The organism is Duganella radicis (genome assembly GCF_009720825.1).
In the GTDB taxonomy this organism is placed as follows: domain Bacteria; phylum Pseudomonadota; class Gammaproteobacteria; order Burkholderiales; family Burkholderiaceae_D; genus Rugamonas; species Rugamonas radicis.
Genome location: NZ_WNKY01000031.1, coordinates 31,300 through 45,919 on the forward strand (window position 1 = coordinate 31,300; position 14,620 = coordinate 45,919).

A 14,620-nucleotide genomic window follows, 5' to 3' on the forward strand; every position below is an offset into this window, starting at 1 on the left:
TTTTGTCTTTGAAGAGCAAAGTCACCGGGTTGATACTGGCGGGTGGGCGCGGCACGCGCATGGGCCGCGTGGACAAGGGCTTGCAGCCGTTTCGCGGTTCCACGCTGGCGGCGCATGTGCTGGATCGCCTGTCGCCGCAGGCGGCCAGTGTGGCGATCAATGCCAATCGCAACCTGCCGCAGTATCAGGCGCTGGCCGGCACATCGCCGGTGCTGCCGGATTTCCTCGATGGCTTTGCCGGGCCGCTGGCCGGCTTGCAGATTGGCTTGCAGTTTTGTCCGACCGAGTTGCTGCTGACCGCACCGTGCGACTCGCCCTTCTTCCCGCTCGACCTGGCCGAGCGCCTGCACGCGGCGATGGAAGCGCAAGGCGCCGACATGGCCATGGCTGTGACCATGGAGCGCGATGAGCAGGATGCGCCGTATCGCCAGCCGCACCCCGTCTTCAGCCTGATCAAGGCCAGCACGTTGCCGCAGCTGGAAGCCTACCTCGACACCGGCGCACGCCGCATGGAAGGCTTCTTCAAGACGCTGAAAGTGGCCGAAGTGCTGTTCGACGACAGCGCGGCGTTCAGCAACATCAACACGCTGGAAGAACTCCAGCACCACGAACGCACCGCGCCCGCCGCGCCGCACGACGGCTCTCCGGCCGCGCACGGCGCGGGCACGGGCGACACTGATCCACCAGCGCTGCCGGTGGCTGAAGCGCAGCGTCTCATCTGCGAGCGCATCGCGCCGGTGGAGGCCACCGAAACGCTGCCCCTGCTGGCCGCCCTGGAGCGCGTGCTGGCCGCCGACATCATCTCGCCCATCAACGTCCCCGCCCACGACAACTCGGCCATGGACGGCTACGCCCTGCGCGGCGCGGACCTGCCGGGCGAAGGCGCGCGTGAATTCAAAACCATCGGCACCGCCTACGCCGGCCATCCGTTCACGCAAGCGCCGCAGGCCAACGAATGCGTGCGCATCATGACCGGCGCCCCCATCCCACCCGGCTGCGATACCGTGCTGCCGCAAGAACTGGCCGCCGCCATCGATGGCGACCAGGTCACCATCGCCGCCAACGCCATCCGCGCCGGCGCCAATCTGCGCCGCGCCGGCGAAGACCTGCAAGCCGGCGGCATCGCCATCGCCGCCGGCAAGCGCATCCGCCCTGCCGACATGGGCTTGATCGCCTCACTCGGCATCGGCGAAGTGCGCGTGCGGCGCAAACTGAAAGTCGCCTTCTTTTCCACCGGCGACGAACTGCGCTCACTGGGTGACAAACTCGATGAAGGCTGCGTGTATGACAGCAACCGTTACACCCTGTTCGGCATGCTGACGCGCCTCGGCTGCGAAGTGATCGACATGGGCGTAATCAAGGACGATCCGCAAGCGCTGCAAGCCGCCTTGCGCGCCGCCGCCCAACAAGCCGACGCCATCATCACTTCCGGCGGCGTCTCCGAAGGCGCGGCCGACTACACGCGTGACATCATGGCGCTGCTGGGCGACGTCGCCTTCTGGAAGCTGGCCATGCGCCCCGGCCGTCCACTGGCCTTCGGCAAAGTACAAGCGGAACAGGACAGCGCATGGCTATTCGGCCTGCCCGGCAACCCGGTCGCGGTGATGGTCTCGTTCTACATGTTCGCCCGCCCGGCCCTGCTGCGCATGATGGGCACCCAATGCCAGCAGCAAACCACGCAGGCCCGCGCGGCGGAAGCCATCCGCAAGCGTCCCGGCCGCACCGAATACCAGCGCGGTATCCTCAGCACCGGCAACGACGGCACACCGCAAGTGCGCCTGACCGGCGCCCAGGGCTCCGGCATCCTGCGTTCCATGAGCGAAGCAAATTGCATCGTCGTCCTGCACCACGACCAGGCCAACGTCGCCGCCGGCCAGATGGTCGACGTGATGCTGTTCGATGGCCTGACCTGACGCCGCATGCAGCCTCGCCTGCAAGTCCATAACCTGCAATCGCCACTGGCCGGCCCCTACTCATTCGAGCTGGCGGCCGGCCAATGCATTACCATCTCCGGCCCCTCCGGCTCAGGCAAAAGCCTGCTGTTGCGGATGCTGTGCGACCTCGATCCCAACACCGGCGAAGTCCTGCTGGACGGCGCACCACGCAGCTGCATCAGCGCACCCGCGTGGCGCGCGCAAGTGGTTTATCAACCTGCCGAACCGGCATGGTGGCTGCCCACTGCCGGCGCGCACTTCAAACCGGGACAGGTCCCGCGCGTGCACGCGTTGCTGCCGCAACTGAACCTGTCGCCCGCACTGCTGGAGCAAGACGTAAGCCGTCTCTCGACCGGCGAACGCCAACGCATGGCGCTGATCCGCTCACTGGCCTGCGAGCCCAAAGTACTGCTGCTGGACGAACCCACCGCCGCACTCGATCCTGAATCCGTAGCGGCCACCGAAGCGCTGCTGCGCAAGGAAGTGCGCAACGGCCTGTCGCTCCTCCTCGTCACGCACTCCGCAACGCAGGCGAAGGCGTTAGGCAGCCGCCGCATGACCATGCGCGAGCGCCAGCTCAGCGAGGACACGCCATGAACGCCATCCAGCCCGGCGCCACCGACCTGGCCGTCGCCTCTTCGCTGGTGGTACTGAATGCCGGCATCTCGGCTTATCTCGGCCTGCGTATGCAGCGCATGGTACTGTGGTCTGCCGTGCGCATGGTGGTGCAGCTGCTGCTGGTGGGATTGGTATTGCGCTGGGTGTTCGCGCTGGCGTCGCCGGCCGCCACGCTGGCCGTGGCCTTGCTGATGATCGTCGCCGCCGCGCGCGAAGTGGCGATGCGTCCCGCGCACGGCCTGCGCGGATGGCCCGGCGTGTGGCTGGCGACGGCCAGCGTCGGCCTGTCCAGCATCGCCACCGTGGTGCTGGCGCTGCTGACGGTGCTGCATCCAACACCATGGTACGAACCGCAATACGCGGTGCCGCTGATCGGCATCGTGCTGGGTAACGTGCTGAACTCCGCCAGCCTCGGACTGGACACCTTCTACGGCGGCGTGGTCAGCGCACGCGCAGCGATCGAGGCGCAACTGGTGCTGGGCGCCACGCGCCACGAAGCATTGGCGCCGCTGATCCGCGAGTCGGTGCGCAAAGGCCTGATCCCCATCATCAACCAGATGTCGGCGGCCGGCATCATCACCCTGCCCGGCATCATGACCGGCCAGATCCTCGCCGGCATGGACCCGATGGACGCGGTGCGCTACCAGATCCTGCTGATGTTCCTGCTGGCCGGCGGCAGCGGCATCGCCGTCACGCTGGCCGTCTACCTTGCGGCGCGCAGCGTCACGGACGAGCGCCACCGCCTGCGGCTGGAGCGTTTGACGAGCCGCTGATCGCCACCAGCAGCATGCCGCATGCCAGCGCCGCAAAGGCCCACTGCAAGCCGATGGCGTGCGCCACGAAACCGATCAGGCCAGGACCGGCCAGGATGCCGGCATAACCAATCGTGGAAATCGCGCTTACCGCCAGACTGGCCGGCATATCGTTCTGACTGCCGGCCGCCGTGAACAGCACCGGCACGATGTTGGAAGCGCCAAAGCCAATCAGCAAAAAGCCCGCCAGCGCCAGCCACGCCGAAGGCGCCAGCACCACGATGAAGAAGCCGGCGGCAGCGGCCAGTCCCCCCACCAGCAGGATACGGCGGCCGCCCCAGCGCTGCACGATCTTGTCGCCATTCAGGCGGCCGATGGTCATCGCCACCGCGAACGCCGCGTAGCCAAGGCCGCCCTGCGCGCCGCTCATGCCGCTGTTGGTCAGCATCACCGCGCTCCAGTCCAGCACCGCGCCTTCGGCCAGGAACACGAACATGCACAGCACACCAATCAGCACCACCGCGCCGCGCGGCACCACCAGGAATGGCGCATCGCGCTCCGCCGGCTGCGCCTCGCGCAGCAGATGGGGACCGGCCACCAGCAGCACCAGCGCCACCGCAACCGTCATCGCCACCGAGGCGCTGATGATGTCCATGCCCAGCCACAGCATCGCGCTCATGGCGCCCGCACCGACGATGCCGCCGACACTGAACATGCCATGGAAGCCGGACATCAGCGCACCGCCATAATCCTTCTCCACGATCACCGCCTGCACATTCATCGACACGTCCAGCGTGCCGATGGTGGCGCCGAACAGGAACAAGGTCAATGCCAGCAAGGGCGCGCTCGGCGCGATGGCCAGAAACGGAAACACCGCGCAGCAGCCAAGGCCGGACCACAGGATCACGCGGCGGCAGCCGAAGCGCGCCGCCAGCACGCCGGTCACCGGCATCGCCAGCAGCGAGCCGATACCCAGGCATAGCAGCAACAAGCCCAGTTGCGCGGCTTCGACGCCGGTGCGCATTTTCGCGTAAGGCACCAGCGGCGCCCACGCGGACATGGCCATGCCGGCCGCCAGAAAAGCTAAACGCGTCGATACGCGCTGTTTTAGTCCGTAGATGTTCATGAGTTTATGCGCCGGCGCGCAGCAGGCGGGTGCCGGCGGCCGCGTAGGCCTCCGCTACTTCCGCGCTGGTGTCGGCTTCGACGATCAAATGGGTTAATTGGGAAATCGGCAGCACGCGATACGACGCCACCGCGCCGATCTTGCTGCCGGTGGCGACAATCGCGGTGGTTTTGGACTGCGCGGCCAGGCGGCGCTTGAATTCGGCCTCTTCGTAGTCGACCGCCGTCACCCCGGCCAGCACATCGACGCCGCAGGCGCCGACGAAGTACAAATCGGGCCGGATCAATTCCAGCTCGCGCATCGCGGTCGCGCCGACGCTGCCGCCAAGGCTATGCCGGATACGGCCGCCGATCATGATCAGATCCACATGCGCCTTCTCCAGCAACCGCGCGGCGATGGATGGTGCATTGGTGAGCACCGTCAGCGGCGTCACTGGCAACGCTTCGGCGACGGCAAGATTGCTGGAGCCGGCGTCGAGGAAGATGGTGCTGCCCGGCGCGATGAGCGTCGCAGCGGCGGCGGCAAGACGCGACTTGCCGTCCTGCTGGCGCTCCATGCGCTGCACCAGCGTGCCGCCCTCCGGCCCCGGCGACACACGCACCGCGCCGCCGTAGACCTTCTGGCACAAGCCGGCGGCAGCCAGATCGCGCAGGTCACGGCGGATGGTGTCCTCCGTGACATTGAGCTCGCGCGCCAGCGCGGCCGCCAGTACGCGACCCTCGGCCGAAAGTTGCTCGAGTATTAACGCATGCCGCTCGGGCAGCAGGAGAGATTCCGATTTCATGCGTACATTGTACACAAGTACGCTAAAACACGCACAAATACGCACAAATACGCAAAACTATTATTCGGTATCGAGATCGCCTTTATCGGGGTCCGCGCCCATTAGCAATTGCGCCTGTTCGCTCGGCAGTGCTTCCACGGATTTCAGCTTGCGCGCCATCACGCGACTGCGCGTTTCGGCCGATTCGATATTCTTGGCGGCGCGCTCCAGCGTCAGCTTGGTCGCGGCCAGCACGTCGCCGAACTTGGCAAACTCGGTCTTCACCGCACCCAGCACCTGCCACACCTCCGACGAGCGCTTCTCCAGCGCCAGCGTGCGGAAGCCCATTTGCAGGCTGTTGAGCAGCGCCGTCAGCGTCGACGGCCCGGCGATGCTGATGCGGTTCACGCGTTGCAGCTCATCGGCCAGGCCCGGACGGCGCATCACTTCCGCATACAAGCCTTCGGTCGGCAGGAACAGGATCGCGAAGTCGGTGGTGTGCGGCGGCGAGACGTATTTCTCGGAGATGGTCTTGGCCTCGTTGCGCACGGCCCGCTCCAGCTCGCGGCCCGACAGCGCCACGCCATCGGCGTCGGCGCTGTCGGCCGCTTCCAGCAGGCGTTCGTACTGTTCTTTCGGGAACTTGGCGTCGATCGGCATCCACACCGGCGCGCCGCCTTCCGTCTGGCCCGGCAGCTTGAGCGCAAACTCCACGCGCGCGCCGCTGCCGGCGATGGTCTCGACATTCTTGGCATACTGGTCCGGCGTCAGCACCTGCTCCAGCAGCATCTCCAGCTGCACCTCGCCCCAGGTGCCGCGTGTTTTCACATTGGTCAGCACGCGCTTCAAATCGCCGACGCCCATGGCCAGCTGCTGCATCTCGCCCAGGCCCTGGTGCACGCGCTCCAATCGTTCGGACACCTGCTGGAATGAAGCGTTCAAACGCGACTCCAGCGTGGCGTGCAGTTTTTCGTCCACCGTCCTGCGCATCTCTTCCAGCCGCGCGCCGTTGTCGGTTTGCAGATCCTTGATCTTGGTCTCCAACATCACGCGCACCTCCAGCATGCGCTGGTTCATGGTGTCGGCGAACAGCTTGAGATTGCGGGTCTGCTCGTGACGGCTGCTGACACCCTGCTCTTCCAGCTGACGGCGCATGGCTTCGAACTGCTGAACGTTGGCGGCGTTGCTGGTCTGCGCCGTGGTCTGCAACTGCATGCGCACCTCGCGTTCAACACGCTCGATACGTTCGGCGAGATCCGCCGTCGACGAGCTGCGGGAACGCAGCAGCGCCAGCACCTGCAACACGATGATCGCGGCCAGTGCGGCCAGCAGGACGAAAAACTCGGTGGAGGTCATGGAATCAATCCGGCTTGTTGCGCATCCAGTCGGCGGTCTGGAAGAAGGAATTCATCAGGCGCACACGCAGCTCAGTGTCGATGCCCACGTCTTCCATCGCCCATGCCATGCAGCGCAGCCACTGGTCGCGTTCCTGCGAGCCGATGGCGAACGGCATGTGCCGCATGCGCAGGCGCGGATGGCCGTGCGCCTGCTGGTACAGGTCCGGGCCGCCCATCCAGCCGCTGAGGAACATGAACAAACGCTGGTTGGCATTTTCCAGCGAGGGACCGTGCACGGAGCGCAGCAGTTGGAACTCGGGTTCGAGTTCCATCAAATCATAAAAGCGGTCGACCATCGCGCGGATGGTCGGCTCGCCGCCAATTACTTCGTAGAGGGTGCGGGATTCTTCAGTCATACCCGCAATGATAGCTTATACGAGGGCCAGCTTGCGCAAGCGGCGCGTGGAAGACCAGCTCTCCAGATCGGCCTGTCCACGGATCTCGTCGCAGGCATGAACGATGCGCGCCAGCTGCGCCGCGTCCAGTCCGGAATTGAGCGTCAGCCGCACCAGCGAGCGGTTCTTGGGTGTGGCTGGCGCGCAAAACATGGCGCCATACACACCGTGCTTTTCCAGCAATTTGCGCAAGGCCAGCGTCTTCGGTTCCGGTCCCGGCTCCAGCGCGATGATTTGCTCGGTGCCGTCGCTGACGTTATAGCCCAAAGCGCCCAGCTCCTCGCGCAGCAGGCGCGTATGGGCGCGCAGCGCGGCGCGGCGGTCGTCGGCGGCGGCGACGAAGTCGATGGCGGCGTCGAACCACGCCAGCTCATGGCCCAGCAGGCAGGAACTGAAAATCGCGGGGCGCGACTCGGACAGGAAGTAGCCCTTGAAATGACTGCTGCAAGTAATAAAGCCCGCACGCCCGGCAAACGCCTTGGCCAGCGAGGCCGTCCGAAAGTGCACCCGCTCATTCAGTCCCAGCGCCGCCACCAGTCCGGCGCCACGCGGGCCGTGCGTGCCCAGTGAGTGCGACTCATCGACAATCAGCATGCAGCCGCTGCGCTCCGCGATCTCCACCAGCTCCACCAGTGGCGCCACGCTGCCATTGGTGCTGTACAGCGCATCGACCACGATCAGGCCGCGCCCATGGCGCAGCAGCTGCTTCTGCAAATGCTCCATGTCGTTGTGCAGGAATGACACCGGCAGCGCGCCGGCCGATTGCACGCCCTCCCACAGCGAAGCATGCGCCTGCATGTCGAGGTAGACCGGAATGCCCGGCGCGGCCAGCGTCTGCACCAGCCCGACGTTGGCGGCCCAGCCGGATTGCGCCAGGATGCCGTCCTCCGCGCCCATGAACCGCGCCAGCTTGCGCTCCAGCCGGTGCTGGGCGCTGCCTTCTTGCAGGTACACGGCCGACATCAGCAACTCGCCGGCGCTATGCCGCAGGGCGGCGATTTGCGCGCCCACCAGCGCCGGCTCGCCGGCCAGGCACAGGTAATCGTTCCCGGCCAGAAAGATCGCGCCGGCTGGCGTCGGCTGCCAGGCGTGCGGATGCTCGCCGCCCAGCAGCTGTTGAATGCGGGTGATGTAGTGCAGATCCATGCGCTGAGTGACAAAATCCGGCAGCGTGGCAGGCAGTGGATGGTGGGCAATTGCGTAAGTCATGGCACGGCTCCTGTTGAGTTTCGGACAAGTAAGATTGTTTTTTTAGGAAGTACAACGCCACCATGCGGCGAAAAAAACTCATGGAGATTGATACGGATCAATGTCTGTTTTGATATTGCCGAAGGCGTTGCAAATACCGGCGATGATGACGACTTGATAAAAATCAAAAGCCGCCATGAAGCCTCCCCTGCACGAACGCTGGAAACGCCGTCAGCACGGACTGTTGCAGTCCCTGCTGCTGTATCACGGGCGTGAAGATCACGCGACCGTGCGCGTGCTGCTGCTGGCCTGCGTCGGCACGGTGGCCATGCCGCTGTATTACGTGATCTGGCAGAACTTCTTCCCCCAGGAGTACGAATCGCTGCCGCTGCGCATGCTCGGCATTCTGCTGTGCGCGACCGGCCTGTTCGCGCGCCAGTTCAGCCGGCAGATGCTGAACCTGTACCTGCTGGTCACGCTCAGCTACATCTTTCCCTTCTTCTTTACCTTCATGTTCCTGATGAACCGCGCTTCCGGCGTGTGGGACGAATCGCTGCTGATTGGACTGGTGGTGCTGTTCCATTTCGATACAGGGCTGGCCTTGCGCGCCTACGCCATCGGCACCGGGCTGGCCTGCGCGGCGGCGGTGGCGCTGGGCGCGGGCGAGGCGCTGCTCACCCGCGAGGTGCTGCAACAACTGCCGATCCACTGGTTCACCATGGCCGTGCTGTCGGCGGCCAAGATCAGCCGCGAGGTGCTGGCGCAGGAAAAGCTGGCCGGCATGGGCGCAGGCCTGGCCACGGTGGCGCACGAACTGCGCACGCCGCTCACCAGTGTCGACGCCAATGTGCGCGGCCTGCTGCGCATGATGAGCGACGCCCAGGTCAACCACAATGACGATCGCCTGACCATCATCGACGCGCTGGCGCGCATCCAGTTCGAGGTGCGCCACATGAACCACATGATCGACCTGTTCCTGCTGAGCGCCACGGCGGTGCGGCAAAACCTGCACCCGGTGGAAACGGTGTCGATGGAGGACGTGGTGCAGGCGGTGCTGAAACGCTATCCCTTCGCCAGCCAGAAGCAGCAGAAGTCGGTGCAGCTGGAATTGCGCCACAACTTCCACTTCCCCGGCCAGAGCGAGCTGGCGGTGGTGGTGCTGCTCAACCTGATGCGCAACGCGCTGCGCGCCGTGCAGCGCGCCGGCAAGGGGCGCGTACGCATCGTCATCGACGGCGGCCACACCCCGCCACGCCTGCTGTTCATCGACACCGGCTGCGGTATCGCGACGCAAAACATGTCGTTGATCTTCCGCCGTTTTTATTCGCATCCGCCGCACAACGGCGCCGGCATCGGCCTGGCGCTGTGCCAGGAAATCATGGAAGCCTGGGGTGCGCACATCCGTTGCGTCTCGCGCGAGAGCGCCTACGCCATCTTCATCCTGGAATTTCCCGCGAGGTGAATCATGCATCTGCCAGTTTATGCCCATCCCACCACGACCGTGCTGGTCGACGACAGCGATTCCTTCCTGCGCAGCCTGTCGTTCCAGCTCGATCCCACGCTGGCCAACAAAACCTTCCACGACACCACCGAAGCGCTGCACTGGCTGCGCAACAGCGCACCGGGCAGCGGCGGCGTGCCGTTGCACGTCAACTTCGACATGCAGAACCTGCCGGCCGACCAATGCAACGTGGCGCTGGACCTGGAACGCATCTACCGCATCGCCGAGCAGCGGCAGCGTTTTGCCACGCCATCGGTGATCGTGGTGGACTACTCCATGCCGCAGATGAATGGACTGGAGTTCTGCGCGGCGGTGGCGCACCTGCCGTGCAAGAAGATTTTGTTCACCGGCGCCGCCGATGAAAAGATCGCGGTCGCGGCCTTCAACCGCGGCCTGATCGACCGCTACATCAAGAAAAGCGACGACCACGCGCTGGACATCCTGGAGATGGAAGTGACGGCGCTACAGGAAACCTATTTCGACCAGGGTTCCGACACGCTGCGCGAGATGGTGGCCCTGCACGACTACCGCTTCCTGTGCGACCCGGCGCTGGCCGAGGTGGTGCGGGAACTCAAGCGCACGCTGGGCTTTGTCGAGCACTACATCTTCCCGAACCCGACCGGCATCCTGTTCCTCGACCAGCACGGCAAGGCCACGCTGATGGTGATCGAGACCGAGCAAAGCATGTACACGCAATACGAAATCGCCCGCGACAGCGACGCGCCGCGCTCCCTGCTGAACGCCCTGCTGGAGCGGCGCGTGCTGACTTTTTTCAGCGATCCCTTTGGCGACGGCATGTACAACAGCGGCATGGCCGAGAACTGGCACCGCTACAGCGCGGCGCCGCGCATCTGCCAGGGCCAGGAGACTTACTACTGGGCGCTGTTCGATCTGCCATCGCACTACTTCGAACAGCGCCCTCACACTTACGCGCAGTTCCTGCGCGAGCTGCAACCGCAGGACATCGCGGCTTAGGCTTCCCTCAGGGTTTGCAGGGGTGGCTGGCGCAGCACATTGCGCAGTCCCAGCCAGCCGCCGGCGATGGCGCACAGCGCGCCGGCCAGCAGGCCCACCAGCCATACCATCGGACTGAAGCTCCACGCGAACTTGAACTGATAAGTCGCCAGCGCCCAGCCCATGGCCGCCGCGCCGCTGGCCGCCAGCACGCCGGACAGCGCGCCCACCAGCGTGAACTCGATCAGTTGCGCCTGCGACAACTGCTTGCGGGTCGCGCCCAGCGCGCGCAGCAGGCCGGCCTCGCGGGTGCGCTCATCCTGCGATCCCATCAGGGCCGCGTACAGCACCAGCACACCGGAGGCCAGCGTGAAGATGAACAGGAACTCCACCGCCGTTATCACCTGGTCCAGCACCGCCTGCACCTGCCGCAAAATGCCGCCGACGTCGACGATGGTCAGGTTGGGGAAGTCGCGCGTCAGCGCATTCATCACCGCGCCCTGCCCTTGCGGCAGATGGAAGGCGGTGATCCAGCTTTGCGACACTTCCGTCATCGCCGCCGGATTGATGATGGCGAAGAAGTTGACCCGCATCGAGCCCCAATCCAGCTTGCGGATGCTGGTGATGGTCACATCCACCGGCGCGCCGGCGATCTCGAAGCGCAGCTTGTCGCCCAGCTTCCAGCGCAAGGTCCTGGCGATGCCCTCCTCCACCGACACCTCGGGGAAGCCCGGCTTGTCCTCGAACCACTTGCCTTCGACGATCTTGTTCTCGGCCTGCATCCGCGCCATGGTGGACAGGTTGAATTCACGGTCGGCCAGGCCGCGCGCGCGGTCATCGGTGTAGGTGTCGCCGGTGACCGGCTTGCCGTTCACCTGCGTCAGGCGGCCACGTATCATCGGGTACTGCGGCGCATAGCGGACGCCGGCCGCCGTCAGGCGCCGCGCGATGTCGTCGCGCTGTTCCGGCTGGATGTTGATGATGAAGCGGTTAGGCGCATCGGCCGGGGTGGCGTTGCGCCACGCGGTCATCAGGTCGCCGCGCACCACCGTCAACACCAGCAGCGCCATCATGCCCAGCGCCAGCGAGACGATTTGCACGATGGTGGCGCCGGGACGGCGCTGCAAGGAGGTAATCGCAAAGCGCCAGCTTTGATGGTCGATGGCGCCGCGCAGCGAACGCAGCGACTTCAATCCCAGCCAGCCCACCAGCCCGAACAGCGCGAACGCGCCGAAGAAGCCGAGCGCCGTGTACAGCGCCATCTTCGGATCGCCCGCCTGCCACAGCAGCAGCGCCACAAAGCCGGCCATGCCGAAGCCGTAGGTGGCCAGCGCGCCCACTTGCGGCGGGTCCTGCTCGCGGCGGATCACGCGGTTGTGCGGCACTTTGCGCAGTTGCAGGATGGGCGGCAGCGCGAACGCCGCCAGCAGCAGGATGCCGATCGCCAGGCCTTGCAGGCCCGGATAAATGGTCGGCGGCGGCAGTTCGCTGGACACCAGTGCCCCCAGTACTTCCAGCAACACGTAGTGTGCGCCAAAGCCCACCAGCACGCCGGCGGCGCTGCCGATCAGGCCCACCAGCAGGAATTCGATCAGATACATCAGCGTGACCTGATTCTGCGTCAGCCCCAGGCAGCGCAGCATGGCGCAAGCATCGAGATGGCGCTGCATGAAGCGGCGCGCGGCCATCGCCACGGCCACCGCCGCCAGCATGGCCGACAGCAAGCCGACCAGCGACAAGAAGCGGTCGGCGCGTTCCAGCGTGGTTTGCATTTCCGGGCGGCCGTCCAGCGACTCCACCCGCACGCCCTTGATGTTGTTGTCCTTGATCTGCGCTTCCAGCCATTGCTGGTAAGCCTTGGCGACGGTGGCGCCATTCTTCAGCGACGGCGGCACACCGGCCAGCAGGCGGTAATTGACGCGCGAGCCGGGCTGGATCAGATTGGTGGCCTCCAGATCCTGCAACGCGAACATCACGCGCGGCGCGAAGGCCAGGAAGTTGGCGCCGCGATCCGGCTCGGCCGCGATCACTTGCGCGATGGTGAAGCGCTTGTCGCCCAGCTTGAGCTGGTCGCCGACCTTGGCGTTCAGGCTGCCCAGCAGGCCAGGCTCCACCCACACCGTGCCGGGCGCGGGCGCGCCGGCCGCCGGCGTGCCGATGCTTTGTTCGGCTTGCGCCGCATCGGTGGTGATCTTGACCTTGCCGCGCAGCGGGTAGCCCGGACCGACGGCTTTCAGCGCCGCCAGCACGGACGTGGATTGCTCGCCCTCGCCCGCTTGCGCCATGCTGGGGAAGGTGATGGCGTCGGTCAGCGCCAGTCCGCGCTGTTCGGCTTGCGCGCGCCACGCGGCCCGCACCGGCAAGTCGGCGCTGACCGCGACATCGGCACCCAGCAGCTGATGCGCATCGCGATCCAGCCCGCTGCGCAGGCGGTCGATGAAGAAGCCGGTGGCCGACAAGGCGGCCACCGCTACCGTCAGCGCGATCAGCAGAAAGCGCAACTGGCCGGCGCGCCAGTCGCGCGCGGTCATTTTCAGGGCGAGCTTGAACATTTAAACCTTGGCAAAGAATGCGTCGACTTCATCCAGATATTTCTGCTTTTCCGCCGCCGGCAGGAAGGCGGCGGTGAAGCCGTTGCGCGCCAGCCGGTGCGCATGCGACAAGCCCAGTGGCAGCGCTTCAAAGGTGGCGATGAAGTTGTCGTTCATGTAGCCGCCAAAGTAGGCCGGGTCGTCCGAGTTCACCGTCGCGAGAATGCCGGCATCCAGCAGTTGCAGCAGGTTGTGCCGCTCCATCTGATCGAACACGCACAGCTTGATGTTGGACAGCGGACACACCGTCAATGCCATCTGTTCTTTCGCCAGGCGCGCGGTCAGCGCCGCGTCCTCCAGGCAGCGCACGCCGTGGTCGATGCGTTCGACTTTCAGCGTATCCAGCGCGGTGTAGATGTAGGCCGGCGGGCCCTCCTCGCCGGCGTGCGCCACCAGATGCAGGCCGAGTTCGCGGCAGCGCGCGAACACGCGGGCAAACTTCTCCGGCGGATTGCCGACTTCCGACGAATCCAGGCCGACGCCGATGAATTTGTCGCGGTACGGCAGCGCCGCTTCCAGGGTGGCGATCGCATCCTCTTCCGGCAAATGGCGCAGGAAGCACAGGATCAGCGTGGCGCTGACCGGGCTGTCCTGGCAGGCGCGATAGATACCGTCGATCACCACCTTGATGTCCACGCCGCGCGCCGTATGCGTCTGCGGATCGAAGAAGATTTCGGTGTGGCGCACATTGTCGGCCTCGGCGCGCTTGAGATAGGCCGCCGTCATGTCGTAGAAATCCTGCTCCTGCAACAGCACGCTGGCGCCGGCGTAATAGATGTCGAGGAAAGATTGCAGATCGGTGAAGGCATACGCCGCGCGCAGTTCTTCCACCGAACCGTAGGCCAGCTTGACGCCGTTGCGTTCGGCCAGCGCGAAGATCAGCTCCGGCTCCAGCGAGCCTTCAATGTGGATGTGCAGCTCGGCTTTTGGCATCTGCTGCAAAACGCGGCGCAATTGATCATTCAACATGTTGATTTTTCCTGTTACTTAAGTGACTGAATCGGTCCATCTTATCTCATGCGACGGTTAGCGTGTCAGCACATCTCTCAAAGCCATGTTACTGTGGTGGCGAAGGACGCGAAAAGACGCTGAAATTGACGTGACCAATTCGATATTTTGCTTTGGAATCATGCGCTTACAAAAGGGTATTAACGATATTACGACATACCTTTTGACTTCCTGCACCAATAGCGCAATAATCAATTTCATAGACGTAAGAAGCGTTACGACCAACACATAAAAGCCGCCATCCGGCCATAAAGCCAGCTCATCGGTACGGGCAATCCGTGCCACCCAAGGAAGCTGACCAAGAAGAAAAATAAGATCGAAAGGATTATACGAACCAGAGCCAAGGCAAGCGCAACTGCCGGTGACTCGTGACAAGCAGGTTTCCATCATTAA

The 14,620-nt window shown here is 64.8% G+C and carries 13 protein-coding genes; 5 read left to right on the forward strand and 8 right to left on the reverse strand.

The window, feature by feature from the left end; all coding sequences use genetic code 11:
• The first annotated feature begins 8 nt into the window (after nt 1-8).
• From moeA to GM676_RS22145, 3 genes are read left to right on the forward strand one after another with little or no spacing between them, the layout of a single operon-like run.
• Nucleotides 9-1,913, forward strand: a complete 1,905-nt coding sequence (gene moeA, locus GM676_RS22135) for a molybdopterin molybdotransferase MoeA (RefSeq protein ID WP_308936696.1) — start codon at nt 9-11, stop codon at nt 1,911-1,913.
• Nucleotides 1,914-1,919: 6 nt separating this feature from the next.
• Nucleotides 1,920-2,531 carry an ABC transporter ATP-binding protein gene (locus tag GM676_RS22140; RefSeq protein ID WP_155466137.1) on the forward strand — a complete coding sequence of 204 codons (612 nt, stop codon included), beginning with the start codon at nt 1,920-1,922 and terminating at the stop codon, nt 2,529-2,531.
• Nucleotides 2,528-3,325, forward strand: a complete 798-nt coding sequence (locus GM676_RS22145) for an ABC transporter permease (protein WP_155466138.1) — start codon at nt 2,528-2,530, stop codon at nt 3,323-3,325. Before GM676_RS22140 ends, GM676_RS22145 begins: the two co-directional genes overlap by 4 nt.
• Here GM676_RS22145 and GM676_RS22150 read toward each other — a convergent pair.
• The 5 genes from GM676_RS22150 to cqsA are packed head-to-tail and all read right to left on the reverse strand — an operon-like array spanning nt 3,276 to nt 8,194.
• Nucleotides 3,276-4,430 (reverse strand): MFS transporter, encoded by a 1,155-nt coding sequence (locus GM676_RS22150; RefSeq protein WP_155466139.1) that lies wholly within the window; start codon nt 4,428-4,430, stop codon nt 3,276-3,278. The genes GM676_RS22145 and GM676_RS22150 overlap by 50 nt on opposite strands.
• Nucleotides 4,431-4,434: 4 nt before the next feature.
• Entirely contained in the window at nt 4,435-5,214 is a 780-nt protein-coding gene (locus GM676_RS22155) for a DeoR/GlpR family DNA-binding transcription regulator (RefSeq protein WP_155466140.1), read from the reverse strand.
• Nucleotides 5,215-5,274: 60 nt separating this feature from the next.
• Entirely contained in the window at nt 5,275-6,549 is a 1,275-nt protein-coding gene (locus GM676_RS22160; protein WP_155466141.1) for a DNA recombination protein RmuC, read from the reverse strand.
• Between the two features lie 4 nt (nt 6,550-6,553).
• Nucleotides 6,554-6,946 carry a group II truncated hemoglobin gene (locus GM676_RS22165; protein ID WP_155466142.1) on the reverse strand — a complete coding sequence of 131 codons (393 nt, stop codon included), beginning with the start codon at nt 6,944-6,946 and terminating at the stop codon, nt 6,554-6,556.
• 15 nt (nt 6,947-6,961) lie between these two features.
• Nucleotides 6,962-8,194 carry an alpha-hydroxyketone-type quorum-sensing autoinducer synthase gene (cqsA, locus tag GM676_RS22170; RefSeq protein ID WP_155466143.1) on the reverse strand — a complete coding sequence of 411 codons (1,233 nt, stop codon included), beginning with the start codon at nt 8,192-8,194 and terminating at the stop codon, nt 6,962-6,964.
• Nucleotides 8,195-8,369: 175 nt separating this feature from the next.
• Here cqsA and GM676_RS22175 point away from each other — a divergent pair, with 175 nt between their 5' ends.
• Nucleotides 8,370-9,635 carry a sensor histidine kinase gene (locus GM676_RS22175; protein ID WP_155466144.1) on the forward strand — a complete coding sequence of 422 codons (1,266 nt, stop codon included), beginning with the start codon at nt 8,370-8,372 and terminating at the stop codon, nt 9,633-9,635.
• Between the two features lie 3 nt (nt 9,636-9,638).
• Nucleotides 9,639-10,649 carry a response regulator gene (locus tag GM676_RS22180; protein WP_155466145.1) on the forward strand — a complete coding sequence of 337 codons (1,011 nt, stop codon included), beginning with the start codon at nt 9,639-9,641 and terminating at the stop codon, nt 10,647-10,649.
• Here the strand turns inward: GM676_RS22180 and GM676_RS22185 are convergent.
• The 3 genes from GM676_RS22185 to GM676_RS22195 are packed head-to-tail and all read right to left on the reverse strand — an operon-like array spanning nt 10,646 to nt 14,602.
• On the reverse strand, nt 10,646-13,180 hold the full coding sequence (locus GM676_RS22185) for an ABC transporter permease (RefSeq protein ID WP_155466146.1): 2,535 nt from the start codon (nt 13,178-13,180) through the stop codon (nt 10,646-10,648). The two genes, GM676_RS22180 and GM676_RS22185, sit on opposite strands and share 4 nt — an antisense overlap.
• On the reverse strand, nt 13,181-14,188 hold the full coding sequence (locus GM676_RS22190; RefSeq protein ID WP_155466147.1) for an adenosine deaminase: 1,008 nt from the start codon (nt 14,186-14,188) through the stop codon (nt 13,181-13,183).
• A gap of 57 nt (nt 14,189-14,245) precedes the next feature.
• The gene (locus tag GM676_RS22195) at nt 14,246-14,602 is read right to left on the reverse strand and encodes a hypothetical protein (RefSeq protein ID WP_155466148.1); all 357 of its coding nucleotides are present in this window, start codon (nt 14,600-14,602) and stop codon (nt 14,246-14,248) included.
• Between the last annotated feature and the right edge of the window lie 18 nt (nt 14,603-14,620).